We start from the raw sequence: 24,158 nt of genomic DNA, 5'->3' as shown, positions 1-24,158 counted from the left end.
CGTGGTCCGCACCGCTGATGGGTTCAATGACAACACTTTTCGCGGCGCAGGGTCGGGTGGTCGGCCTACTTGAGTCCGTTCTCGTACGCGAAGACCACAGCTTGGGCTCGATCCCGCAGGCCGAGTTTGGCGAGCACATTGCTCACGTGCGTCTTCACGGTCTGTTCGGAGACGAACAGGTCGACGGCGATCTCCGCATTCGACTTGCCGTCGGCGACCGTTTCGAGCACCTCCCGCTCGCGTGGAGTGAGCACGTCGACGGCGGTCGACACCGGCTTGGCCGCCCGTGAGGTGACCTCGGCGATGAGCCGCCGCGTGACCGACGGCGCCAGCAGAGCATCACCTGCAGCGACCACGCGGACCGCACGGACCAGTTCGTCGGCCGGCGCGTCCTTGAGCATGAACCCTGACGCCCCGATCCGCAGAGCGGAGTACACGTAGTCGTCGATGTCGAACGTGGTCAGCATCAACACCTTGGTCGCCGATCCGCTCGCGATGATCTGCTCCGCAGCCCACAGACCGTCTCGCCGGGGCATTCGGACATCCATCAGCACGATGTCGGGCTGAAGCCGCTTGCAGACCTCGACTGCCGCGATCCCGTCTTCGGCGTCTCCGAGCACCGAGATGTCGGGGGCGGCGTTCAAGAGCGCGGCGAAACCGGCACGGACCATCGCCTGATCGTCGGCGATCACCACTGTCACTGACACTCGACAAAGCCTATCGAGTGGCGAGCGGGATGCGGGCGGTGACCGCGAAGCCTCCGTCGGGTGTGGCCCCGGACGACAGTTCTCCGCCGACGGCCGACGCCCGTTCATTCATTCCGATCAGGCCCTGACCGCCGCCGGGGCGGATCGTGTGGTCAGGGTCGGCGCTCGGTCCGTTGACCGTCGAGACCACGACGGACTCGCCGTCCCGATCTAGTCGAACGACGACGGCCGAACCGGGCGCATGACGGGCCGCATTCGTCAGCGACTCCTGGACAATGCGGTATACGGCGGTGCCCGCGGCCCCCGGATCACCCCACTCGTCGACGCGGTCGGCGAAGTCGACGGTCACACCGGCCGCACGTACGGAGTCGATCAGGTCGGGAAGGTCGCCCACTCCCTGCATCGGGCGCAGGTCGGCCGACCCCGTGCCGTCGTTCGCATCAGCATCCGACGGACGCAGGACGCCGAGCAACTGGCGGACCTCGTCCAGCGACTGACGCGCCGCCTCGGCGATCGCGGTGAACTCGGCGTCGGCGCCGGGGCCGATCGTCTCCGCCGGGTCGCCGGCCGCCAGCCGGTACTTCGCGGTCTGCGACATCACGACGACCATCGACATCCGGTGTGCGACCACGTCGTGGAGTTCGCGGGCGATCCGGGTCCGCTCGGCGAGCACCGCCTCTCTCGCCTGTGCGTGTTCGGTGGCACTGACCTGCTCCGAGATCACCTTCTGCGACGTCACTCGATACCGCACGAATGATGTCCCGATGGCGACGACGACCAGGGCGAAGATCCATCCGATGCGCATGTCGGGGCCCAGTCCGACGAAGAAGGCGCCCGCGGTGATCACGGTGAGGACCGGGATCCGGTCCAGATTCTGTGTCAGCAGTGCTGCGAACGTCATCGCGAGCAGCACGAGGAACATCGACACCGGCATCGGGATCACGTCGGCGGAGTGCGGGATCAGGCTCGTCGCAGAGGCCGTCACCGTCACCATCGCCCATCCGGTCCGCACCGCCTTCGGGCCGGCGAACATCAACGCCAGCGGCGCACATGCCGCGATCGCGAATGCGGGAAGCAGGTACGCCGCGATCTGATGAGTCTGGGCGACAGTCGGCCAGGTGATCGACGTCATGATCACGGCCAACAGCATGCCCAACCAGTTCCACCGGTTGTTCAGGTAGTGCCGGACCGCGGGGTCGGGCACGGCGTCGAACGACACGCGGTTCAACGCGGATCGAGTACGGGTCAGACGTTTCACCCGTCAACCGTAGATCGGCGAACGCGTCGGGCACCTCCCCCGCGAGAGGGAGATCCGACTCCGCCCGGAGGGTGAGAGATCGCCGAGCCCTGCCCGAAACGTAGGGCCCCACAATCGCTTTCGCGGGCGATCCGGCCTGGTGCCCGGGCCCGAGAACGTTGACGTCATGACCGAGAACCTCACTCTCCGCGCTGTTGCCCGTCGTGTCGTCGCCGCATCCGCGATCGCCGTGTTCGCCACCCTGGTCCTCGGCACGACAGCTGCGGCGGCCGCCGCATCGGGCGCGCCGACCACGATCGGGCCGATCACGAACCCAGCCGAGAAGACGATCGCTGCGCTGGTCGGTGATCACCCGGAGCAGGCACTGACTGCACTCCCCTCCGACTTCCCCGCAGTGATGGGCTACCGACCGGGCGTCGAGGACGGCGGACCGGTCAACACCACGGGCGACTGTTCGTCGCCCGTCCCGATGCCTGACCGATTCGAGCCGCTGTGTCGAAGTCACGACTTCGGATACGACCTGCTGCGTTACGGCGATCGGACCGGCCGGCCCGCCGCACCGTGGGCGCGGCTCGCGCTCGACGAGATGCTCGTCGACGCCATGCACCGGTCGTGCAGCAACCCGGTGTGCGATGCCGCGGCGAGTCTCGCCGGAGTCGGACTCGACGCGAACTCGTGGAGGCAACACTGGTCGGCCCCGGTTCCGGAGTCCGCAGGCGACATGGCGGCGTCGGCCGCTCTCCGTGTCACCGAGTCGCTGGCGGGTCGACGATGAGCGCGCCGCGGATCTCGTCCGCCGCGCTTCTCGGCGGCCTGATCGGATGGGCGCTCGCTCTCGCACCCGGTCAGCTTCCCCGCGCGGCGATGGTCTCCGCAGCGGTCGGCACCGTGCTGACACTGCTCGGGATGGGTGTCGGAGCCGTCAGCGCTCGCCTGGGAAGGCGCCGGGCCGCGTCGTCGGAACTCGTGTCGGCGGCGGCAGTCGCAGGCGCTGCCGCGGTGGTCGGTGCGCTGTGGTGGCAGACCCGTGTCGCCGAGAATGTCGGCGCCCCCGCTCCCGGCGTGCTGTGGGTGGCTGCCGCGGCGGGCGTGCCGCTCGCCGTCGGTCTGGCGCTGGTCTGGCTCCCCGGCCGGGTGTGGGCGGTCGGCGCACTGCTGACCGCCCTCATCGCGGGCCCCGCAGCGCACGCTCGGGCCGCAGCCCCCGACATTCCCGCCGATCCCGCGCTGAGCTACTCCATGCTCGACCCGACGGCCGATGTCGACGCGAGGGCGCAGGCACTCGTGGACGACTGGGCGACGAAACCGCACACCGGCGCGGTCGTGGTGATCGTCCCGACCGGGTCCGGCTGGGTCGACGCCAGCGCTGTCGCAGGCTTCCGCCGGTATTTCGACGACGACGTCGCATTCCTGGCGATGCAGTACTCCGACGTCCCGTCGTGGCAGGCCTATGTGCGGTCGCCTGCCGCCGCGAGCGACAGCGCGATCGCCCTCGTGCGTGCGCTGGACCGCCGGATCAGCGCCTCACCCGACCGACCCGACGTGTACCTGTTCGGGCAGAGCCTCGGCGCGATCGGCGCGGACGCCGCCAGGGCGTGGGCCGACGACCACCAGGTCGCGATCGACGGGACCGTGCTGTCGGGTCCTCCTGCGGGCACCGTCGAGTCCCTGCCCGCGTGCGAGCCGCGGGTGGTGTTGGCGAACGCCACCGACCCGGTGGCGGACTTCGACGCGTCACTGGCGTGGCGAGCGCCCGACCACGTCGGCGGAACGACGACGATCGGGGCCCCGCGACAGCAGTTGCCGTGGATACCCGGGCTGTCCGTCGTCGGGACCGCTCTCGACCTGGCCGTCTCACTCGACGGCCCGGTCGGCACCGGACACCACTACGGGATCGAGCAGGGGCTCGCCGTCGGCGAACTCCCTCCCGGGTGTCAGACGATCGGGCCGCGTGCTGCTTCGTAGGCGGCGCCGATGCGGTACAGACGGTCGTCCGCCAACGCGGGCGCCATGATCTGCAGACCGACGGGCAGCACCGCGCCGCCGTCGGACGCGGTGCCCGACGGCACCGACATGGCGGCGGTTCCGGCCAGGTTGACGGGCAGGGTGCACAGGTCGAACAGGTACATGGCCAGCGGATCGTCGACCTTCTCACCGAGTTTGAACGCCGTGGTGGGCGTGGTCGGTGAGATCAGGACGTCGACGTCGGCGTAGGCCTTGGCGAAATCCTGTGCGATGAGCGTGCGAACCTTCTGCGCTTGGCCGTAGTAGGCGTCGTAATAGCCGGAGCTCAGCGCGTAGGTGCCGATCATGATGCGCCGCTTCACCTCGGGACCGAAGCCCGCGGCACGCGTGAGGGCCATGACCTCGTCGGCGCTGTGTGTGCCGTCGTCGCCGACGCGCAGGCCGTACCGCATGGCGTCGAAGCGTGCGAGGTTGCTCGAGACCTCCGACGGCAGGATCAGGTAGTACGCGCCCAGCGCGTACGAGAAGTTCGGGCAGTCCACCTCGACGATGGTCGCGCCGAGCGAGGTCAGCGTGGCACACGCCTGCTGGAACGACTCGAGGACGCCGGCCTGGTAGCCCTCCCCCTGCAGCTGCTTGACGACGCCGATCCGCACGCCGGTCAGATCCCCGGTCGCGCCGGCCCGAGCTGCGCCGACCACGTCGGGCACCGGGACGTCGATCGACGTGGAGTCACGCGGATCGTGCCCGGCGATCACCTCGTGCAGCAGGGCCGTGTCGAGCACGGTGCGGCCGCACGGTCCGCCCTGATCGAGGGACGAAGCGCATGCGACGAGTCCGTAGCGCGACACCGTGCCGTACGTGGGCTTCACACCGACTGTCGCCGTGACAGCAGCCGGTTGGCGGATGGAGCCACCGGTGTCGGTGCCGATCGCCAGGGGCGCCTGGAACGACGCGAGCGCCGCCGCGCTGCCGCCGCCGGAGCCGCCGGGGATGCGGTCGACGTCCCACGGGTTGCGTGTCACCTGGTACGCGGAGTTCTCGGTGGACGATCCCATCGCGAACTCGTCCATGTTGGTCTTGCCGAGGATCGGGATGCCCGCCGCGCGCAGACGCTGCGTGAGCGTCGCGTCGTACGGCGACACCCAGCCCTCGAGGATCTTCGAACCGCAGGTGGTCGGAGCGTCGACGGTGGTGAACACGTCCTTGAGCGCGATCGGGACGCCTGTGAGCGCACTGGGCGCCTCGCCTGCGGCGATCGCGGCGTCGGCGGCCTTCGCAGCGTCGAGCGCCTCCGCGGCGCCGACGTGCAGGAACGCGCCGAGCTCGCCGTCAATCTCGGCGATGCGATCCAGGTGCGCCTGGGTCACCTCTACGGACGACAGTTCACGGGCGGCGATCTTGCCTGCGAGCTCCGCGGCGGTCAGCCCGGTGATCTCACCTGCTGCGCGGGTGGTGGTATCGGTCACTGTTCCTCCCCGAGGATCTGCGGGACGGCGAATCTGTCCTGTTCGACGGCCGGTGCGCCCGACAGAGCCTGTTCGGGCGTGAGCGACGGCACGACGACGTCGAGTCGGAGCACGTTCTGCAGGTCGGCGGGATGCGCCGTCGGCGGAACGTCGTCGGCCGCGACTTCGGCGACCTGAGCGACGTGGGTGAGGATCGAGTTCAGCTGCCCGGCGTACTGGTCGAGCTCGGCGTCGGTCAGCGCCAAGCGCGACAGACGCGCCAGGTGCGCGACCTCGTCGCGGCTGATTGCGGACTCAGGTTCGGGTGACATCGCCGGACCTTTCTCGCCTACGGCCCACATGGGTGCACGCAGGCGGGTAGACGCAGATGGATGGATGTCCTCAAGGATATGGGACCGCCGTCGCCACTCCGCAGTCGCCTCCACCCCCATCTGGCATGTCCTACATCCAGATGAACGATTGTGCGCCCTGCACTGGCCGACACACGTCGAGCGACGTAGCCTGTGCCCATGATCATCGTCACGACGAACGAGCTGCCCGGCTACCGGATCGAGCACGTGTTCGGTGAGTGCTTCGGCCTCACCGTTCGCTCGCGTCATATCGGTTCCAACATCGGAGCAGGACTGAAGTCGCTGGCGGGCGGTGAGCTCAAAGGCATCACGCAGCTTCTGCACGAATGCCGCCAGGAGGCCCTCAGTCGCCTCGCAACCGAGGCGCAGGGGCGCGGCGCGAACGCTGTCGTCGCCTTCCGCTTCGAGACCACCGAGTACGCGGGCGGCGGCGGTGTCGAAGTGTGCGCCTACGGCACCGCGGTCGGCGTTCGCTCGGTCGACGGCCAGGCGCCGCCGCAGCAGCAGTTCGCGCCCCAGGCCCAGCAGGTCGCTCCCGGCCATCCTGCTCCGCAGCAGTAACCGCGTTGTCGTACCTGCTGCGCCTGCGCCTCTCCGACCGCCCAGGCAGCCTCGGCATGCTCGCGGTGGAGCTCGGTGCGGTCGGCGCCGACATCCAATCACTCGAAGTGATCGAGCGCGGTGACGGATATGCGGTCGACGACATCGTCGTCGAGCTTCCCGTCACCGCACTGCCCGACACCCTGATCACCGCAGCGGAGAACGTCCACGACGTGCACGTGGAATCACTGCGGCCGTTCTCCGACGTCCTCGACACGCATCAGGAGTTGGAACTGATCGACGTCGTCGCGACGGCCGCGACGGACCGTTACCAGGTGCTCGTCGACCTCGCACCACGGGTGCTGCGCGCCTCGTGGGCGATGATCGTCGCGCGCCCGGGCGTCGACGTCCTCACCCTTTTCGGAAGTTCCGGCGCCCCCGAGACTCCACTCGAACAGGCCGACTGGCTTCCGCTTCACGCCGCGACGAGCTTCGGGGGCGACCTCGACTGGGTTCCGGCGATCTGGCGCGACATGGACACGACACTCGCCGCCGCTCCCCTGGGCGACGGCGCGAAGGCACTCGTCCTCGGCCGCACCGGAGGACCCGACTTCCGGCCGTCCGAGGTCGCACGCCTGGGTTACCTCACCGGGATCCTCAGCACGGTCATCGAGCACGGCCGCTGATCACTCGATGGGCGGGGCGCCCGTCTCGAGCAGCACCTTGAACCCGTCCTCGTCGAGGATCGGCACGCCGAGGTCTTCGGCTTTGGCCGCCTTGCTGCCCGGTGCGTCGCCGATGATCACGTAGTCGGTCTTCTTCGACACCGATCCCGACGCCTTGCCGCCGCGCGCGATGATGGCCTCCTTCGCGCCGTCACGCGTGAAGTCGACGAGCGAACCGGTGACGACCAGCGTCTTGCCTTCGAGAGTCCGCACGACGGTCTCGTCCACCTCGTCCTCCATCGACACGCCCGCGGCACGCCACTTCGCGACGATGTCGTGATGCCAGTCGACGGAGAACCAGTCGTGGACGCTCGCCGCCCGGGTCGGTCCCAGACCGTCCACCTGCGCCAGTTCCTCCACCGATGCGTTCTCGATCGCTTCGAGTGAGCCGAACGCGGTCGCGAGGGCGCGGGACGGTGTGGGTCCGCAGTGACGGATCGACAGTGCGACGAGCACTCGCCAGAGTGGGACGTCTTTGGCCTTGTCGAGGTTGTCGAGGAGCCTGCGCCCGTTGGCCGACAGCGCACCGTCTTTGGTCGTGTAGATGTCGGTGCGGAGCAGGTCGTCCTCGGTCAGGGAGAACAGATCACCCTCGTCGACGAGCACGCCGCTGGACAAGAGCGCCTGGGCGCCCTCATAACCGAGTGCTTCGACATCGAACGCGCCGCGTCCGGCTAGGTAGAACAGCCGTTCCCGCAGCTGGCCGGGACACGTCCGCTGGTTGGGGCAACGGATGTCCTTGTCGCCTTCTTTGGCGGGCGCAAGTGTGGTTCCGCACTCTGGGCATTCGACGGGCATCACGAACTCGCGTTCGGTGCCGTCACGCAGTTCGACGACCGGCCCGAGTACCTCGGGGATCACGTCGCCCGCCTTGCGGATCGTGATGGTGTCACCGATCAGCACACCCTTGCGCTGCACTTCGAAACCGTTGTGGAGGGTCGCGCGGGCGACGGTCGATCCGGCGACGGTGACCGGCTCCATCAGCGCCCACGGGGTGACACGCCCGGTGCGTCCGACACCGACCATGATGTCGAGGAGTTTGGTGGTGACCTCCTCGGGTGGGTACTTGTAGGCGATCGCCCACCGCGGTGCACGGGAGGTGGCTCCGAGCCTGCGCTGCAGCGTCACATCGTCGACCTTGACGACAAGGCCGTCGATCTCGTGATCGAGTTCCGGCGAATGGCGATTCTCACCCCAGTACGCGACCGCGTCGAGGACCGCATCGGCTCCGACCACCTTGCGGGTGTGCGTCGACACCGGCAGGCCCCACTCGGCCAGCGCGACGTACGCGTCGTGCAGCGACTCCGGCCGCCACCCGTCGATCCGGCCGATGCCGTGGCAGATCATCCGCAGATTTCGTCGAGCCGTGACCTGGGGATTCTTTTGACGCAGCGAGCCCGCCGCCGAGTTGCGGGGATTCGCGAACGGTGCTTTCCCGTCCGCCACCAACGACGCGTTGAGGGTCGCGAAGTCTTCCAGCCGGAAGTACACCTCGCCGCGGACCTCGAGCAGTTCCGGCACCGGACGAACATCGGACGACAGCTGATGCGGCACCCCGACGATGGTGCGCGCGTTGAGCGTCACGTCCTCACCCGTGCGGCCGTCGCCGCGCGTGACACCACGGACCAGGGTCCCGTTCTCGTACACCAGGGCGAGCGCGACTCCGTCGATCTTCAGCTCGCAGAGGAAGTCGATCCCGACTCCTGCATCCGCTTCGGTGCGCGACACCCAGCCGCGCATCTCATCCGAGTCGAAGACGTTGTCGAGGGACATCATCCGTTCGAGGTGGTCGACGGACGCGAAGTCGGTGGAGAATCCGCCGCCGACCAATTTCGTCGGCGAGTCGGCGACCGCGAGTTCCGGGTGCTCCTCTTCGAGCGCCATCAGTCGCTTGAGCAGGGAGTCGAACTCTCCGTCGCTGATCGTCGGCGCGTCCTGCACGTAGTAGCGGAACTGGTGTCCGCGCACCTCGTCGGCGAGCTCTGCCCATTCGCGGGCGGCGGCGTCGGAGGGCGTTGGCGTCTGGGCGTCGGTCACGGGTTCAGATTAACGCAGCCCTCCGACATGTCCGGGAGACGATTACGCTGGCCACATGCCGCACCCGATCATGTTCGACGACGCCGACCCGATCCTCGCGCTCCTTCGTGAACGTGCACTCGCCCTGCCCGAGGCGACCGAGAAGGTCGCGCACGGTCGGCCGACGTTCCGCTGCGGGAAGATGTTCGCGATGTACGGCGGCTCTCGAAAGGGCGAGACGAAGATCGTCCACGACAACGCACTGCTCTTCGTCCCTGATCCGGCCGAGCGCGACGCCCTGGTCCAGGATGAGCGGTTCTTCGTTCCGGCGTACGTCGGCGCGTACGGCTGGCTGGGGATCGACCTCGCACTGGACTGTGATTGGGAGGAGGTCGTCGAGCTCCTCGACGCCGCCTTCCGACAGATCGCGCCCAAACGTGCCATCGCACTGTTGGACGGATAGTCCGTCGGGGACGCGGGCACGCTTCGACTCGCTTCGACTCGCTCAACGAGCAGGGGACGACCGAGCGGCGCGTTCCGTCTGGATCGCCCGTCGCGTCTTAGAGCGCTGCGGGGTCTGATGCGAGGAGTTCGGCGGTCTGCGACGCGATGCGAAGCGCGCTGGCGGCCCACGACGGCGCGGCGTCGGCGAGGCCGCTGTGCGGTGTCACGACGACGTTGTCGCGCAGGACCGAGCGGTTCATCCCGATCTCGTCCATGAGACGAGCCAAGCCCTGAGCGATCTCCTCCGGGCGCGGCTCCACCGCCGGCCGAGAGGTCGGGACCACCCCCGCGAGCATCACGCCGCCGGCGTCGAGGAACTCGGCCATCCGGTCCTTCCCGATGTCGGTCGACGGAGTCGACAGGTCGACGGTGACCGCGTACGACGGCAGCATCCTGACCAACGCGGACTGCGGAGTGCTCGCGCCGTGCAGGATCATCGGCGTGTCGATCGCCGCGGCCATCTCCTCGAATCGCTGGACGATCAGCGACATCGGCACGGGCGGGATGGCGTCCAGCCTGGTGAGCGGTTGCACGCTGCCGTTCAGCACCGCATCGATCTGCTGTTCGTCGAGTTGGACGACGATCTCCGCGCCCAGTCTGCGCCGCAGTTCTTTCACGTGCTCGACGAGTCCGTCGGTCATCGATGCGACGACGTCCAGGCGCGCGCCGCGGTCGCGGACCACTTTGTGCCCGTTCCGGAGCTCGACCTGTGCCGAGTAGGTGAACGGTCCGCAGAGTTGGACTTTGAGGAGCTTCCCGGTGTCGATGAGGCCGTTCGAATCCCAGTGCTCCTCAAGTGCGTCGAGGTCCCTGGCCAGCAGGTCGCGCGCTCGCCTGGTCACCGACCCGGGCCGGGAGGTGAGCCGGTACGCGTCGTGGATCATCTCGAACGGCATGTCGATCAGGACTGCACCCGCACGGCCCACGGGATCGGCGCCGATTCCGCGGGCGGGCAGTTCCGGCACGAAGGCGAAGTCGGTCTCCCCCGAGACGACGGCGACGGCTTCTGCGGGGTCGACGCCCGGCATCGGCCCGAGCCCGGTGCCGAGTCCGGTCGGCACCCGCGAGCCGACGAATGTCACCGAGTGACCTGGACGGTGTCGGCGATGCGGCTGCAGCCGAGGACGAGGTCGCCGTTCGCCTCGTCTGCGGCGTACAGCACAGCTGCCTGCCCTCGGGCGACGCCGCGCAGCGGGCTCCGCAGGTCGATGCGGACGCCCGGTCCGCCGTCGACCTCGATCGGGGTGGCGACCGCTGGTGCGAGCCCGCCGTGAGCACGCACCTGGACGGTGCATTCGACCGGTCCGTCCGGAGTGACGCCCGACGTCCAGATCGCACGCGCGGCGATGATCGAGGAGACGTCCAGGTCGGCGGCCGATCCGACGGTGACCGTGCCGGTCTCCGGGTCGATGCCGGTGACGTAGCGTGGCGCTCCGTCCGGGCCTGGCCCCTCGATGCCGAGTCCCTTGCGCTGCCCGATGGTGAATCCGTGCACACCCTCGTGGTCGGCGAGCTTCTCACCCGTCGACTTCTCGATCACCGCACCGGGGCGGATGCCGATCCGCGCACCGAGGAATGCGCGTGTGTCACCCGTCGGAATGAAGCAGATGTCGTGCGAGTCGGGCTTGTTCGCGACCGACAGGCCTCGTCTCTCCGCCTCTTCACGGATCTGCGGCTTCGGAGTGTCGCCGATGGGGAACATCGCCCGCGACAGCTGCTCGTGGTCGAGTACGGCGAGCACGTACGACTGATCCTTGTCGTCGTCGACTGCGCGGCGCAGCTCGCCGTTCTCCAAGCGTGCGTAGTGGCCGGTCGCGAGGGCGTCGAAGCCGAGCGCCTCCGCCCGCTCGGCCAGCGCCGAGAACTTAATCTTCTCGTTGCACGAGAGGCAGGGGTTGGGAGTCTCCCCCGCGGCGTACGACGCGACGAACTCGTCGATGACGTCTTCCTTGAACCGGTCGGCGAAGTCCCACACGTAGAACGGGATGCCCAACACGTCGGCGGCACGCCGAGCGTCGTCGGCGTCTTCGCGCGAGCAGCAGCCGCGCGATCCGGTACGCAGTGCTCCCGGCGCCGTCGACAGTGCCAAGTGGACGCCGACGACGTCGTGTCCCGCTTCGACTGCTCGGGCGGCGGCGACCGCCGAGTCGACTCCACCGCTCATCGCTGCAAGTACACGCATCAGCGTCTCCCTCCCGTTCGAGACCCCGCACTGAGCAGGCCCGCCGCTCGTGCCCTGTCGACCACGTCGCCGATCACATCGGCGACCACGGTCACATCGTCGTTGTTGTTGTCGTGGGCCAGCGAAAAGCGCAACGAACCGCGCGCTGTGCCCATGTCCAGGCCCATCGCCAAGAGCACGTGACTCGCAGCCGCCACGCCTGCGGTGCACGCGGAACCGGTTGAGCACTCCACGCCCTTGGCGTCGAGCAGCATGAGCAGCGAATCGCCTTCGCAGCCGTCGAACGACACGTGGACGATCCCCGGCAGCGCATCGGCCGCGTCCGGATGTCCGAGGGCGCCGTTCACTTGAACGCCGCCGACCGCGACCAGCACGTCGCGCAGGCGGTCGCGAAGGGCGACGACGTGAGCGTTGTGCGCATCACGATGCGTGACGGCCGCCCGCAACGCCGCCGCCATCCCGGCGGCGGCGGGAACATCCTGCGTACCGGATCGGATGTCTCGTTCATGGCCGCCGCCGTGAAGCAACGGGGTGCAGGCCACGTCTCGCTGCAGAAGGAGCGCACCCGTGCCCTGTGGTCCGCCGAACTTGTGGCCCGCGATGCTCAGCGCCGACAGTCCGCTCTCGGCGAAGTCGATCGGCAGATGCCCCGCGGCGGCGATGGCGTCCGAGTGCACCGGTACGCCGTACTCTGCGCCGAGCCTGGCGACTTCGGCGATGGGTTGGACGGTGCCGACCTCGTTGTTCGCCCACATCACCGAGATGACCGCGACCGAGTCGGCGTCGGATGCGAGCAATTCACGCAACGCGGCGACGCTGACCGCCCCGTTCTCGTCTACGGGCAGCACCGCGAGGTTCGCGCCGGCCTCATCGGCGAGCCACTGCGCGGGATCGAGGATCGCATGGTGCTCGACGGCCGACACGACGACGGTGCGTCGACGGTCGTCCTCGCGTCGCCGGGCGGCGTAGATGCCTTTGAGTGCAAGATTGTCCGACTCGGTGCCGCCGCTGGTGAAGATCACCTCGGAGGGCCGAGCTCCCAGGTCGCGCGCGATCGACTCGCGCGACTCCTCGAGGATGCGGCGGGCCCGTCGCCCCGAACCGTGCAGCGACGACGAGTTGCCCGGCCTCGCCCAGGCCGACTCCATCGCCGCACGAGCCTCCGCGACGAGTGCGGTGGACGCTGCGTTGTCGAGGTAGGCAGGCTGCTGGGGCGTGGACATGACCCCACCACGATAGCCGCGCCCGGTGAGGGGGAAGAAATCATCGGACCACCTGGCCGACGGCGAGCACGTCCGCCGGGTCGTACTGCCGGGCGAGCGCACCGAGCCAAGCGCGTGTGTCGTCGTCGTAGCACCGAGCGATCACCGCCGGATCGGAGGACGCGGTGAAGTTCGGCAGCCGTGCACCGTCGCTGAACGGCGCCAGCGCGGAGATCAGGGACGACACCGCCTTCGGAACAGCGTCGGCGATCGGCGGTGCGAGCACTCCGACCACCTGAACGTTGGCCGCGGCGTCGCGGTGGCTGAGTGCGCTGTGCGCGGCGTCGGCGTGGGCCAGCGCACCACCGAGCAGGCGGATCTCCACCATCAGCAGTGGACTCGGGACCGTGGGCCCGGCCTCGTCGAGCAATGCGACGACGGTGTCGGCGGTCACCTCACGCAGCAGAGCCGAGTCCTCGCACACCGGCACCGGATCGGTCGGGTCAGCATGGATCGCACCGATCGCCGCGTAGGGCATCGGCGCGACGGCGTCCAGGACCGGCTGCGCGATCGCCCGCATCGGTGCGAGGACGCCCGCTGCGGTGTCGGGATCGGCGAGGCTCGCGAACCGCACGGCGACGGTCAGTCGACCTGCGAGCATCGGCGGGACGCCGGGCATCTCGGGCAGCCGCAGGAGCGCGACAGACGTGTCGACGTCGTCGGGCAGAGTCTGCGTCCATACGCGCCATGCGTGCAGCACGGCAGCGGCGTCGTCGCCGTCGAAGTACAGGGCGCCGCCGTAGAAGCCCCGCAGCGGGAGCAGATCGATCACCGTCTCGACCACCACCCCGAGGGTTCCCTTGCCACCGCGAAGCCCCCAGAACAGCTCGGGGTTCTCGTCAGGGGCCGCTCGGTGGACACGGCCGTCGCCGGTCACGACGGTGAACTCGCGCACGTGATCCGCCGAGCTTCCGAGAGCCCGGACCATCGGTCCGATCCCCGCGCCGGTCAGCAGCCCGACGACGCCGACACCGGGAGCCGAACCGCAGACCGGCGCCAGACCGAGAGGCGCAGCCGCATCGATCACCGCCTGCCAGCGCAGGCCTGCGCCGACACGCGTCGTCCTGGAGACCGCGTCGACGTGCAGACCGTCGAGGCGCCGGGTGCGGACGAGCAGGGTGTCGCCGTCGATCTCGGTGGCGCCGTGTCCGGTGGCGTGCACGGCGACCGTCATCCCGTTCGCGGCCGCGAACTCCATCACGGCCGCGACGTCGGCCGCGTCCAGGACGTCGATCACCGCCCATGGGCGCCTGGACACGGCGACGTTGAAGGCGATGGTCTCGTAGCCGGCATCGGTCGGACGGTGGACCTCGCCGCGGACCGACGACCGCAGAGCTGCGATGTCGGCGCGGTCGACGCGGCGGGCTGATTCAGTGGTCACGGTGGGCTCCTCGGGGTCGGCAGCGGCACGTCGCCGGTGCTGTGAGGACAGCGTGTCGGCCACCGCTTGCCGGACTCTTGGAGTGCGCTTGGACCCGGTCGGGTCACCCGCGCAGCGCGCGGGCGCTCGCCTCGACGCGCGGCAGTCCGAGGCCGCGAGCATCCTCGACGACGGCTGCGAGTGCGGCCTCGCGCGCGGGTCCGCCCGGCATCCTCGACGCCTCGACCAGGCGGCATCTGAGCAGCCCGGACGGGCTGAGGGCAGACGTGCACACCTCGCGAGCACGGTCGAGCGCCGCATCCCCCGCCACCGCGTCGTCGATCAGGTGGTGCAGACGTGCCAACGCCAGGTCCACCGGGCCGACGCAGCCGACCTGGCCCACCGTGGCGATGCACCCGGCGAACGGTGCGAGGTACTCGAGGAAGCCCGCCGCATGGTCGACGAGGCCGAGTTCGGCGACCAGGTCGGCGAGCACCGTCGCCTGCGCGAGCGACGTCCAGAACATCGGGTGGTCGTCGTTCGACCAGATCTCGATCATCTCGCGGACCGTGGCCTCGTCGCCCTGTGTCCAGGCGACTGTCGCGACACCCGCCGCCATGAGACGGGCCACCTGATTGTCGGGCGAGGCAGCGACCGTGGCGGCCGCCCAGTCCATCCGGCCGCTCTCGTCGGTGCCGAGGACCTCGTCGACGAGTTCGCCCACGCCCTGCTGCCCGGCGAGCGCCATCAACGCCAACATGCCCGACCCGGCGACGTACAGCTCCGTCTGCCGGTGCACCGTCATCGCGACGCGGAAGTGCTCGCGCGCCAGGTCGAAGTCGGCGTGCCACACCGCCAGCGCCATCTCCATCCACCTCAGCTGAGCGCGAAGCACCGGCAGTCGCATGCGCTCACTGCCCACGATGGCCCGACTCATGTGCGACACCGTCGATTCGAGGTCCCCGAGGGTGAACGCCGCCATGGTGATGACCGAGTCGGTGATCACCGCGTCGACGTCAGCGTCGGCGTGCGGCAGTTCGGCGATGCGTCGCGCGAGCGCCACCTGCTCGGTCGCGTGCGACGCGACGCCCGAGTAGGTGATGAGCCGGGCCAGCGCCGCGTCGGCGAACGCATCGGGATCCCCGACTGCGGCGGCCGCCTCGTCGGCTCGGCGCAGCAGCCCGGCGGGAACCTCTGCGTCACGGTGGTAACAGTTGCCGATCGCAAGGGCACCGAGAATGCCGACGAGTGCGTCGGGTCGACCCTCGAACGTCACGGCGGCCTGTTCGAGAACTGCGTGCAGCTCGCCGGGCTCCTCGGCAGGCGACATCCACGGCCATCCGCCGCCGGCTCGCAGCAGTGTTCGAGCGACGCGGCCCGCGGTGTCGCCGGACCGGTCGGCGACAGCGTCGGACAACCGGCTGCACACGGTGTCGAGCACATGCTGGGCGCGCCCGGCGCGCGCATTCGCCCGCAGCATCGCGACCAGGAGCCCGTCGCGCACCCCGACATCGGCGTCGCCGCCCACGGTCGACTCGTACGTGGTGAGCGCGCGTTCGTACCAGTGGGCGGTGCTCTCGGAATCCCATCGCGCCGACGCCTGTTCGGCCGCCGCGCGACACGCTCGCACCACGGCGTCGACGTCGGCCACCGGCAACGCCTCCAGCAGATGCCCGGCCCTGGCCTCGGTGGCTCCGACTCCGTCGACGTCGCCGAGCACATCGGCGATCCGCTGATGCATACGACAGCGACGCAACGGCGCCAGCGATGCAGCAGCCTGTTCTCTCAGCAGGCCGTGCGCGAACTCCGGCTGCCCGCCAGACGACGCCCAGACCACGATCCGTTCGTCGGCCGCTTCGTCGAGGCAGTCCGCCACGTCGGCGGTCGAGCGGTCCATGACTCTGGCCAGGAACGAGACGTCGATGTCCTCGCCGAGCAGCGACGCGTACCCGATCACCTCTCGAACCGGCGGATCGAGCGTGTCGAGCCGTCTGCCGAGGACCGACCGAACGGCTTCGGGCATCATCCCGGCGCGTTCGCTCGCAGGAAGGCGGGCGTATTCGGTGACGAACAGCGGATTTCCGCCCGTGCGGACCGCGATCTCGGCGGCGTCGGTCGGCGAGAGGTCGTCGGCGACGGCCCGCACCAGATCGGCGACCTCGTTCTCGGTCAGGCCCGACACCCCGAGGACGTCACCGCCTGCGCGGACCAATGCGTCGCGAAGGCGCAGGGTCGCGGCGCAGGCCTCTTCTTCGCGCACTGTGAGGAGCACGGTGAGCCGAGGCTGCGTCATGACCGACGCCAGATACCCGAGCAGGCCCGCCGTCATGGCGTCGGCCCACTGCACGTCGTCGACGACGACCGTGAGCGGCGCCGCCGCCTCCAGCACTGCCTGAACCCGTTCGTAGACGGCGAACCGGGCGGTGTCGGCGTCCACCCCGGCCGGGATGGAGAGGACGTCGTCCGGGTCGGCGCCGAGGGAACGGCACAACTGGCGCAGCGGCCACCACGCGGGGATGCCCTCTGCGTCCGGGCATCGGACCCAGAGCGCGGTCTCCCCGTGCTCCTCGGCGAGACGCGCGGCCTCCTGTGCGAGGCGGGTCTTGCCGATGCCCGCGGGACCGACGAGCGCCAGCCACCGCGTTCCGATTCGGTCCGCATCGTAGAGTCCGGCGATCCGCTGGACCAGCGCTGCCCGTCCGACCAGTGGCGCCGGTGCCGCACGACGAGTCTCGTCTGACATCGCGATCGATGCAGCGTCGTCGACGGCAGGCTCCCTCGTCTCCTCGGCGCCCGGCCAGTGCGGCGGCCGCGGCCAGGCCGCGATCTCCGGGTCGTGACGCAGAATCGCGCCTTGGAGCTCGCTCAACTCGACACCCGGGTCGAGCCCGAGCTCGTCGCCGATCGCCCGCGTGTGAGCGGCGAACACGGCGAGTGATTCGGCGGCCCGACCGGCGCGGTAGAGGGCGATCATGTGCAGCCAGACGCCCCGCTCCCGAAGCACGTCAGTCGAGCGGAGGGACGCTATCTCACCCAGTGCCGCGGTGATCTCGCCTTTCGCGAGCAGCGCCGTCACATGGATCTCCGCGACTCCCCGCCACGTCTCGGTGAGCGCCGCAGCCGGGACGGCGACCCACTCGAGATCACCGAACTCGGCGAGCAGGCCGCCGCGCCACAGATCGAGCGCCTTCGCCGACAAGCCCAGCGCATCGTCCCACCTGTTCTCGCGGCGAGCGTCCTGAGCAGTGTGAGCTAACCGTTCGAAGTCCGCGACGTCGAACGCGTCGTCTCCGAGATCCAGGCGGTATCCGGGACTCACCCGTTGGATGGGCGACGCCTCCCCGCCCGAGTCCCGGAGGAGCCTGCGCAGGTTGGAGATGTACGCCTGCAGGCTGGTGCCCGCCGCGGGCGGCGGTTGATCGCCCCACACCGCGTCCATCAGCCGGTCCCGCGACACCACGGCCCCACGACCGAGCAGCAGCGCCGCGAGGACCGCCCGCTGCTTGGGTGAGCCCAGGTCGACCAGTACGCCGTCTCGAAGAACGGTCAGGGGGCCGAGCGCACGGTACTCACGCATCGACTCGTTCATCCACGAGGCGATCCTACGACTGGAAGCGCCCCGGCCGATCCGGTTCGCGTCGATCGTCCGGACTCCTCGCTCGGCGGAACCCCGAGCACGGCACGACCCAGCGTCGCCGCCGCGACCAGCGCACCGACTGCCGCCACACCACAGCTGATCCAGAGCGCGACGACCAGTGCATCGGTGAACTCCTGCGCGGCGTCGGGGACGAAGGCCGCCTGCGCCGGGAACACCGCGCCGAGCGCTGCCACGCCGAGCGCTATGCCGGACTGTCGGAACACGTCGTTCACGCCGGTGGCGAGTCCGAGGTCGTCTGCGCTGCTCTCGGACAGCACGACGGCCGACAGCACCGGGTTGAAGACGCCTGCCCCGATGCACGACAGCAGGAAGCCCGGCACCAGATTCCACCCGGACCCGTCGACCGTGGCGATCGTCATCCACGCAAGTCCACCGGCCACCGCGATCAACGACGTCGTGATCAGTGTCCGCGGCGCCACGAGAAGCATCAGTCTGTCGGTGGCTCCCGCGACGATCAGCATCACCGCGGTACCGGGAAGGTAGACCAGGCCCGCCTCGATGGGCGACATCCCGAGCACGCCTTGCAGATACAGGGTGACGTACACGAACACAGCGAACATCGACGCGGAGATCGCGAACGTCGCGCACTGTGCTCCGGCGAACGCGCGAGTCGCGAACAGTCCCAACGGCAGCATCGGCTCGGCGACGGACGCCTCGACGATCAGGAAGGCCACGAACGCGATCCCGGCGACCGAGAACACGACGAGGGTGCGAGGCGCGGACCATCCGTCCTCCGCCGCCTCGAAGAATCCGTCGGTCAACGCCGCCAGGGCGACAATGGCCGTCAGCTGACCGAGCCAGTCGCCGCGGCGGGGCGACGCGCTGCGCGATTCGTCGATCCACCTGACTCCGATCAGCATGAGCAGACCGACCGGCACATTGATCAGAAAGATGGCGCGCCAGTCGAGCCACTCGGTCAGCACGCCGCCGAGCAGCGGGCCGACGGCGAACGCGGCGCCGATGGTGGCGCCGTATGCGGCGAGTGCGGTCGCACGCTCACGACCGGCGGGAAACGCGTTCGCCAGGAGCGCCAGCGAGGTCGCGAACAGCAACGACGCGCCCAGTCCCTGCGCCACCCGAGCGAGGTTCAGCAGCAGCATCCCGTCGGCGCTCGCACACCACACCGACGACGCGGTGAAGACGACCGCGCCGATCGTGAACACCCGTCGACGTCCCACTCGGTCGGCCCACGCGCCCGCGCTGAGGACGGTCGATGCGAGCGCCAGGGTGTAGCCGTCGATGACCCACTTGAGTCCCCCGAGGTCGGCGGCGAAGTCGAGGGATATCGCAGGCAGTGCCGTGTTGACCACCGCGATGTCGAGCATCAGCATCGCGGTGGCCGCACACACTGCGGCGAGGGTGATCGGGCGGCGGGCGTCCCACCGCTGAGTCGTGTCGGTCATGAGGGTGTCCTCTCGAGTAGTCGATGAGGACACCGTGGTCGCGACGGCTTGGAGTCGCCTTGTCGCGGACTTGGCGCGTTGTTCCCGTGCGGCCCGGTCGGGTCAGACGGGGCTCGGCGCCGGGCGCGCCGTGTCGACGAGATCGACCGGAACCAGGCGGTCGGAGAGGTCGACGGCCGGGTTCACGAGCCGTTGCACCGATTTCGCGAGCTCGAGGCGGTCGGGCGCGGGGAGCTGCAGGTCGAAGACGGTGAGCGTGACGACGAGCTCGGGAGCGGTCACGATGCGCATGAATGTGGCGCCGATCGTGTCGTCGCCGATGAACCCGGCGAGAGTCGTCGGGCGACCCGACTCGCTGTACGTCAGCCGCATCGGCAGGACGGGGACTCCCGCGTCGACGGCCGCCTGGAAGAACGCCGGGCGGAACCGCCCGGACGCCGCACCGCACCAGGTGGTGCCCTCGGGGAACACCGCCACGGCACGTCCCCGGTCGAGGATCCCGGTGACCGTGTCGATCATCGGTCGCAACAGTCGGAGATCCCCGCGGACGTGCGAGAGGACGCCGAACGCCTTGGCGACGATCCCGAAGCCCGCCATCTGCGCCACCTCGTGCTTGGCGACGAACCGGGCCGGCGCGACCGACGCCATCGCGACGATGTCGAGGAAGGAGACGTGATTGGCCACGATGAGGGCTCCCCGAATTCGACGTGCCTCGTCGGGACGTCGATCCTCGACCGTGAGCCGCACGCCCATCGACCGGAGGCAGACGCGCGCGCTCCCCCGCCAGTAGCCGTGCCGGGCTCGTCGCGGAACGAGCACGGTGATCAGCCCGACCGTCAGCAGTACGACTGCGGCGAAAGCGAACCCGGTCATCCGGGCCGTCGACCGCAGCCTCGACACTCGCTTGGTCTCCGGCACGCATGCCGCGCCGCACGGGCTGTGCGGCACCCATTGGTTCACGGTCGTGTTCGTCATGGTGTCGCTGCCCCGGGCCCGCTAGTCCGCGCTCTTCATCCGGGCCATCGCGCCGCGGAGTCGTTCGACGTAGCGCGCCTCGCCCTGGTGGCGGTCGAGGACTGTCAGGAAGTCGCCGACGTCGAAGACCTCGTCGAATGCGGGTTCACCGCAGACTCGGGCGCCGAGCCTGGTGTACCCCTTCAGGAGTGCGGGCAGGCGGAGGGTCTCCGGCGGCTCCAGCTCGTCGAGGGACTTGCCGTCGACCTCGACTCGAATGTGCGGGAACGCCTGCCACTGTCCGCGGTATTTGTCGCGGGAGAGGTCCCGGATGCCTCGGAGCTCACGTCCACGGCCGAGCGGTGATTCGAGCGGCACGGACACGCAGCCCATCATGTACCGGTAGGCGCCTTCCTCGAGGTAGCCGAGCAGCGCGGCCCAGAGCATCGCCGTCACCGATCCGCTGCGGTGATCGGGGTCGACAACGGCACGGCCCATCTCGACGGTCTCCCCGCGGATCGGGTCGAGTTCGTCCAGGTCGAACTCGCCCGCCGAGTACCAGCCACCCGCCGCGATGGCGCGGGGCGGCGGGAGGACACGAGCGCAGCCGACGAGCTTGTCGGTCGGGAGATGACGCACCAGCAGGTGCTCGCAGAAGTCGTCGAATCGGTCGGCGTCGCGGCCCGACGCCGCGTCACCGATCGAATCGGAGTATCCGGGCTCGTTGTTGAAGACGTCGAAACGCAGACGCTGTGCCGCGTCGACGTCGGCCGAGTCTTCGGTGATCGTCACTTCGTAGTCGCCACCCGCCAGGAGCACCCGGCGAGTACGTGCGCTGTTCGCTGCAACCTGAATCACTGTCATGCCTGCAGTCAAGGCGACCGGAGCGGCGTCGCGGTCACGTCGACGTGTCGTGTTCGCACACGCCCCGTGAACTCCTCGACGCGGCGTTTCCCGCCCCGCAACCCTGACGTCTCACCGATGTCGTGTTGGCCCGCGACGCAAGAACACCCCGCCGCACCGAGTGCGACGGGGTGTTCTGTGACGACTCACCGAAGGGTGATCACAGCGCTCACTTGCGCTTGTTGATCTCCTCGGTCAGCTGCGGTGCGACGTTGAAGAGGTCGCCCACGATGCCGAAGTCGCTGATCTCGAAGATCGGTGCTTCCTCGTCCTTGTTGACGGCGACGATGGTCTTCGAGGTCTGCATGCCTGCACGGTGCTGGATGGCGCCCGAGATGCCCAGGGCGATGTACAGCTGGGGCGAGACGGTCTTGCCCGTCTGACCCACCTGGAACTGTCCCGGGTAGTAGCCCGAGTCGACAGCCGCACGCGAAGCGCCGACTGCAGCGCCGAGCGAATCGGCGAGTGCCTCGACGACGGCGAACTGATCGGCCGAGCCGACACCGCGACCACCGGACACGACGATCGACGCCTCGGTGAGCTCGGGGCGGTCGCCGCCGACGTTGGCTTCGAAGCCGGTGATCTTGACGGCGTTCTCGGCCTGCGCCGGAACCTCGACGTTGACGACCTCGCCTGCTCCGGCGGCCGGTGCGGCCTCCACGCCACCCGGGCGAACCGAGATGACCGGGGTGTCGCCGCCTGCCTGTGCGTCGACGGTGAACGCGCCACCGAAGATCGAGTGAACGCCGGCACCGCCTTCCTTGACCTCGATGACGTCGGTCAGCAGACCCGAGCCGAGACGCACGGCCAGACGACCGGCGACTTCCTTGCCTTCTGCGGTCGCGGCGACCAGGACGCCTGCGGCGCCGACCTGCTCGGCGAGAGTCGACAGGACGTCGACCTTCGGCGAGACGAGGTACGCGGCGGCGTCGTCCGACTCCGCGACGTAGATCTTCTCGGCGCCTGCCTCGGCGAGACCGCCGGTGACGCCTGCAGCCGTGCCGGGCTTGCCGACGACGACGGCGGCCGGGCTGCCCAGTGCGCGGGCGGCGGTGATGAGTTCGCTGGTGACCTTCTTCAGCCCACCCTCGGCATCCTGCTCAACGAGCACGAGTACTTCAGCCATGATTTTCTCCTGAATGTCTTTGGTATTCGCTCAGAACGAGTGGGATCAGATGAGCTTCTGGCCGACCAGGTACTCAGCGACCTTGGTGCCGCCGTCGCCTTCGTCGGTGACGCGCTCGCCCGCGGTCTTCTCAGCCTTCGGGGTGACGCCGGTGACGGTGCTGCCCGCGTTGGCCAGACCGACGACCTCGGGCTCGATGCCCAGGTCGGCGAGGGTCAGGACGAGGACTTCCTTCTTCTTCGCGGCCATGATGCCCTTGAAGGACGGGAAGCGGGGCTCATTGATCTTCTCGTTGACCGAGACGATCGCCGGGAGGGAGGCCTCGACGTGGAAGATGCCCTCGTCGGTCTCACGCTCGCCCTTGAGGGTCTCGCCGTCGACCTCGAGCTTGCGCAGGTGCGTCAGGTGCGGGAGCTCCAAGTACTCGGCGATCATCGCGGGGACGGCACCCGAGCGACCGTCGGTCGCCTCGTTGCCTGCGATGACCAGTTCGACGCCCTCGACGGTGCCCAGTGCGGTGGCGATCACGTAGGCGGTCTGCACTGCGTCGCTGCCGTGCAGCTGCGCGTCGTTGATGTGGATCGCCTTGTCGGCACCCATCGAGAGCGCCTTGCGGATGGCGTCGGTGGCGCGGTCGGGACCGGCGCAGAGCACGGTCACCTCGCCGCCGTCGCGCTCCTTGATCTGCAGCGCTTCCTCGACTGCGCGCTCGTTGATCTCATCGAGAACGGCGTCGGCAGCCTCACGGTCCAGCGTGTAGTCGCCGTCGGCGAGCTTCCGCTCAGACCAGGTATCGGGAACCTGCTTGATCAGAACGACAGTATTCGTCATGGGTCTTCGTCGACCTCCTGCATCGGGTTCGGCAACTTACCAGCCGGTAAGGCCCAGGGTCTCTCTCACTGTAGCGGCTTGACCTCTCTGCGAGAACGTGGTGTCTCTCATATCTCAGGCCGCCGCGGTTCGGATTGCGCGAACCTGTTCCACTAGTCTCATGGAAATGACCGAACCGCAGGCTGGATCACCCGCCGATCAGCTCGCCCTGACCGGCGAGCGCACCGTCCCGGGAATCCCCGCCGAGAACTACTGGTTCCGCCGTCATGAAGTCGCCTACGACTACATCCTCCGCCGCTGCGCTGGCCGGGACGTCCTCGAAGCAGGTTCTGGCGAGGGCTACGGCGCATCCATGCTCGCGCGGGACGCGCGGTCGGTCACGTGTGTCGACTACGACCAGCAGGCCGTCGAGCACACACGCCGCGTGTACCCGGAACTGACTGTGCACCAGGGCAATCTGATCGACCTGCCGCTCGACGACGCCTCCGTCGACATGATCGTCAACTTTCAGGTCATCGAGCACCTGTGGGATCAGAGCGAGTTCGTCCGCGAGTGCTTCCGCGTACTGCGCGGCGGCGGCGAACTGCTGATGAGCACCCCCAACCGCATCACCTTCTCCCCCGGTCGCGACACGCCGCTCAATCCCTTCCACACGCGGGAGCTCTCGGCCACCGAGCTGACCGAACTCCTGTCGGACGACGGGTTCGACGTCGTCGACATGCTCGGCGTCTACCACGGTGCACGCCTGGTGGAACTGGACCAGAAGTGGGGCGGGTCGATCATCGACGCGCAGATCGACCGCGCCCTGGCGGGTGAGTCGTGGCCCGACGATCTCGTCGCCGACGTCGCGGGGATCACGATCGCCGACTTCGACATCCGCCGCGCGTCCGAGGCCGACATCGACGCGAGCCTCGACCTGTTGGCCGTCGCCGCACGCTTCTAGGA

At 69.1% G+C, this 24,158-nt stretch carries 21 protein-coding genes; 6 read left to right on the top strand and 15 right to left on the bottom strand.

The features are described 5' to 3' along the window. Positions 1-65: 65 nt before the first annotated feature. Both WFK36_RS04390 and WFK36_RS04385 read right to left on the bottom strand, forming a co-directional pair. Entirely contained in the window at positions 66-707 is a 642-nt protein-coding gene (locus WFK36_RS04390) for a LuxR C-terminal-related transcriptional regulator (protein WP_008378120.1), read from the bottom strand. Positions 708-717: 10 nt separating this feature from the next. Further along, a complete protein-coding gene (locus WFK36_RS04385) occupies positions 718-1,965 on the bottom strand; it encodes a sensor histidine kinase (RefSeq protein WP_336790017.1) in 1,248 nt (415 codons plus the stop codon). A 166-nt stretch (positions 1,966-2,131) separates the two neighbouring features. Between WFK36_RS04385 and WFK36_RS04380 the strand changes: the two genes are divergently transcribed. Continuing rightward, on the top strand, positions 2,132-2,740 hold the full coding sequence (locus WFK36_RS04380; RefSeq protein ID WP_336790015.1) for a hypothetical protein: 609 nt from the start codon (positions 2,132-2,134) through the stop codon (positions 2,738-2,740). Next, positions 2,737-3,930 (top strand): alpha/beta-hydrolase family protein, encoded by a 1,194-nt coding sequence (locus WFK36_RS04375; protein WP_336790013.1) that lies wholly within the window; start codon positions 2,737-2,739, stop codon positions 3,928-3,930. Before WFK36_RS04380 ends, WFK36_RS04375 begins: the two co-directional genes overlap by 4 nt. On the opposite strand, the gene gatA is transcribed toward WFK36_RS04375, so the two are convergent. Both gatA and gatC read right to left on the bottom strand, forming a co-directional pair. Then, complete coding sequence (gene gatA / locus WFK36_RS04370) at positions 3,900-5,399, bottom strand: Asp-tRNA(Asn)/Glu-tRNA(Gln) amidotransferase subunit GatA (RefSeq protein ID WP_336790011.1); 1,500 nt, start codon at positions 5,397-5,399, stop codon at positions 3,900-3,902. The two genes, WFK36_RS04375 and gatA, sit on opposite strands and share 31 nt — an antisense overlap. Then, positions 5,396-5,710: an Asp-tRNA(Asn)/Glu-tRNA(Gln) amidotransferase subunit GatC gene (gatC, locus tag WFK36_RS04365; protein ID WP_336790009.1), complete on the bottom strand. Its 315-nt coding sequence runs from the start codon at positions 5,708-5,710 to the stop codon at positions 5,396-5,398. Before gatC ends, gatA begins: the two co-directional genes overlap by 4 nt. Before the next feature lie 198 nt (positions 5,711-5,908). Between gatC and WFK36_RS04360 the strand changes: the two genes are divergently transcribed. Together WFK36_RS04360 and WFK36_RS04355 are read left to right on the top strand one after the other, a co-directional pair. Continuing rightward, positions 5,909-6,310 (top strand): YbjQ family protein, encoded by a 402-nt coding sequence (locus tag WFK36_RS04360; protein ID WP_008378128.1) that lies wholly within the window; start codon positions 5,909-5,911, stop codon positions 6,308-6,310. Positions 6,311-6,315: 5 nt separating this feature from the next. Further along, positions 6,316-6,975 carry an ACT domain-containing protein gene (locus WFK36_RS04355; RefSeq protein WP_336790006.1) on the top strand — a complete coding sequence of 220 codons (660 nt, stop codon included), beginning with the start codon at positions 6,316-6,318 and terminating at the stop codon, positions 6,973-6,975. On the opposite strand, the gene ligA is transcribed toward WFK36_RS04355, so the two are convergent. Continuing rightward, complete coding sequence (ligA, locus tag WFK36_RS04350; protein ID WP_336790004.1) at positions 6,976-9,051, bottom strand: NAD-dependent DNA ligase LigA; 2,076 nt, start codon at positions 9,049-9,051, stop codon at positions 6,976-6,978. A 55-nt stretch (positions 9,052-9,106) separates the two neighbouring features. Between ligA and WFK36_RS04345 the strand changes: the two genes are divergently transcribed. Next, positions 9,107-9,493, top strand: coding sequence for an MmcQ/YjbR family DNA-binding protein (locus WFK36_RS04345; RefSeq protein WP_336790002.1), 387 nt, complete (start codon positions 9,107-9,109; stop codon positions 9,491-9,493). 97 nt (positions 9,494-9,590) lie between these two features. Here the strand turns inward: WFK36_RS04345 and WFK36_RS04340 are convergent, their stop codons facing one another. The 10 genes from WFK36_RS04340 to WFK36_RS04295 form a co-directional block, all read right to left on the bottom strand. Continuing rightward, a complete protein-coding gene (locus tag WFK36_RS04340; protein WP_336790000.1) occupies positions 9,591-10,616 on the bottom strand; it encodes a uroporphyrinogen decarboxylase/cobalamine-independent methonine synthase family protein in 1,026 nt (341 codons plus the stop codon). Next, positions 10,613-11,716 (bottom strand): tRNA 2-thiouridine(34) synthase MnmA, encoded by a 1,104-nt coding sequence (gene mnmA, locus WFK36_RS04335; RefSeq protein WP_336789998.1) that lies wholly within the window; start codon positions 11,714-11,716, stop codon positions 10,613-10,615. The genes WFK36_RS04340 and mnmA overlap by 4 nt, the downstream gene beginning before the upstream one ends. After that, positions 11,716-12,939 carry a cysteine desulfurase family protein gene (locus tag WFK36_RS04330; protein ID WP_336789996.1) on the bottom strand — a complete coding sequence of 408 codons (1,224 nt, stop codon included), beginning with the start codon at positions 12,937-12,939 and terminating at the stop codon, positions 11,716-11,718. The genes mnmA and WFK36_RS04330 overlap by 1 nt, the downstream gene beginning before the upstream one ends. 40 nt (positions 12,940-12,979) lie before the next feature. After that, entirely contained in the window at positions 12,980-14,359 is a 1,380-nt protein-coding gene (locus tag WFK36_RS04325; RefSeq protein ID WP_336789994.1) for an FAD-binding oxidoreductase, read from the bottom strand. Between the two features lie 103 nt (positions 14,360-14,462). Further along, entirely contained in the window at positions 14,463-17,915 is a 3,453-nt protein-coding gene (locus WFK36_RS04320; protein ID WP_336789992.1) for an ATP-binding protein, read from the bottom strand. 8 nt (positions 17,916-17,923) lie between these two features. Continuing rightward, on the bottom strand, positions 17,924-19,399 hold the full coding sequence (locus WFK36_RS04315; protein WP_336789990.1) for an MFS transporter: 1,476 nt from the start codon (positions 19,397-19,399) through the stop codon (positions 17,924-17,926). A 102-nt stretch (positions 19,400-19,501) separates the two neighbouring features. Further along, entirely contained in the window at positions 19,502-20,374 is an 873-nt protein-coding gene (locus tag WFK36_RS04310) for a lysophospholipid acyltransferase family protein (protein ID WP_336789988.1), read from the bottom strand. Between the two features lie 21 nt (positions 20,375-20,395). Next, complete coding sequence (locus tag WFK36_RS04305) at positions 20,396-21,217, bottom strand: GNAT family N-acetyltransferase (RefSeq protein WP_336789986.1); 822 nt, start codon at positions 21,215-21,217, stop codon at positions 20,396-20,398. 208 nt (positions 21,218-21,425) lie between these two features. Continuing rightward, positions 21,426-22,382, bottom strand: coding sequence for an electron transfer flavoprotein subunit alpha/FixB family protein (locus WFK36_RS04300; RefSeq protein ID WP_008378145.1), 957 nt, complete (start codon positions 22,380-22,382; stop codon positions 21,426-21,428). A gap of 45 nt (positions 22,383-22,427) precedes the next feature. Then, entirely contained in the window at positions 22,428-23,213 is a 786-nt protein-coding gene (locus WFK36_RS04295; protein WP_008378147.1) for an electron transfer flavoprotein subunit beta/FixA family protein, read from the bottom strand. 160 nt (positions 23,214-23,373) lie between these two features. On the opposite strand from WFK36_RS04295, the gene WFK36_RS04290 reads away from it, so the two are divergent. Continuing rightward, positions 23,374-24,156: a class I SAM-dependent methyltransferase gene (locus WFK36_RS04290; protein WP_336789983.1), complete on the top strand. Its 783-nt coding sequence runs from the start codon at positions 23,374-23,376 to the stop codon at positions 24,154-24,156. The last annotated feature ends 2 nt before the right edge of the window (positions 24,157-24,158 follow it).

This window comes from Gordonia malaquae (assembly GCF_037148075.1).
GTDB classification, from domain to species: domain Bacteria; phylum Actinomycetota; class Actinomycetes; order Mycobacteriales; family Mycobacteriaceae; genus Gordonia; species Gordonia malaquae.
The sequence above is the reverse complement of the archived record's forward strand: the minus strand, read 5'-3'. Positions and strand labels throughout refer to the sequence as shown.

What these genes read in the sequence shown, in the direction of transcription:
- WFK36_RS04380 (WP_336790015.1), top strand. Translation starts at nt 2,132, where the DNA reads ATGACCGAGAACCTCACTCTCCGCGCTGTTGCCCGTCGTGTCGTCGCC.
- WFK36_RS04375 (WP_336790013.1), top strand. Translation starts at nt 2,737, where the DNA reads ATGAGCGCGCCGCGGATCTCGTCCGCCGCGCTTCTCGGCGGCCTGATC.
- gatC (WP_336790009.1), bottom strand. Translation starts at nt 5,710, where the DNA reads ATGTCACCCGAACCTGAGTCCGCAATCAGCCGCGACGAGGTCGCGCAC.
- WFK36_RS04360 (WP_008378128.1), top strand. Translation starts at nt 5,909, where the DNA reads ATGATCATCGTCACGACGAACGAGCTGCCCGGCTACCGGATCGAGCAC.
- WFK36_RS04345 (WP_336790002.1), top strand. Translation starts at nt 9,107, where the DNA reads ATGCCGCACCCGATCATGTTCGACGACGCCGACCCGATCCTCGCGCTC.
- mnmA (WP_336789998.1), bottom strand. Translation starts at nt 11,716, where the DNA reads ATGCGTGTACTTGCAGCGATGAGCGGTGGAGTCGACTCGGCGGTCGCC.
- WFK36_RS04330 (WP_336789996.1), bottom strand. Translation starts at nt 12,939, where the DNA reads ATGTCCACGCCCCAGCAGCCTGCCTACCTCGACAACGCAGCGTCCACC.
- WFK36_RS04320 (WP_336789992.1), bottom strand. Translation starts at nt 17,915, where the DNA reads ATGCGTGAGTACCGTGCGCTCGGCCCCCTGACCGTTCTTCGAGACGGC.
- WFK36_RS04315 (WP_336789990.1), bottom strand. Translation starts at nt 19,399, where the DNA reads ATGACCGACACGACTCAGCGGTGGGACGCCCGCCGCCCGATCACCCTC.
- WFK36_RS04310 (WP_336789988.1), bottom strand. Translation starts at nt 20,374, where the DNA reads ATGACGAACACGACCGTGAACCAATGGGTGCCGCACAGCCCGTGCGGC.
- WFK36_RS04305 (WP_336789986.1), bottom strand. Translation starts at nt 21,217, where the DNA reads ATGACAGTGATTCAGGTTGCAGCGAACAGCGCACGTACTCGCCGGGTG.
- WFK36_RS04300 (WP_008378145.1), bottom strand. Translation starts at nt 22,382, where the DNA reads ATGGCTGAAGTACTCGTGCTCGTTGAGCAGGATGCCGAGGGTGGGCTG.
- WFK36_RS04295 (WP_008378147.1), bottom strand. Translation starts at nt 23,213, where the DNA reads ATGACGAATACTGTCGTTCTGATCAAGCAGGTTCCCGATACCTGGTCT.
- WFK36_RS04290 (WP_336789983.1), top strand. Translation starts at nt 23,374, where the DNA reads ATGGAAATGACCGAACCGCAGGCTGGATCACCCGCCGATCAGCTCGCC.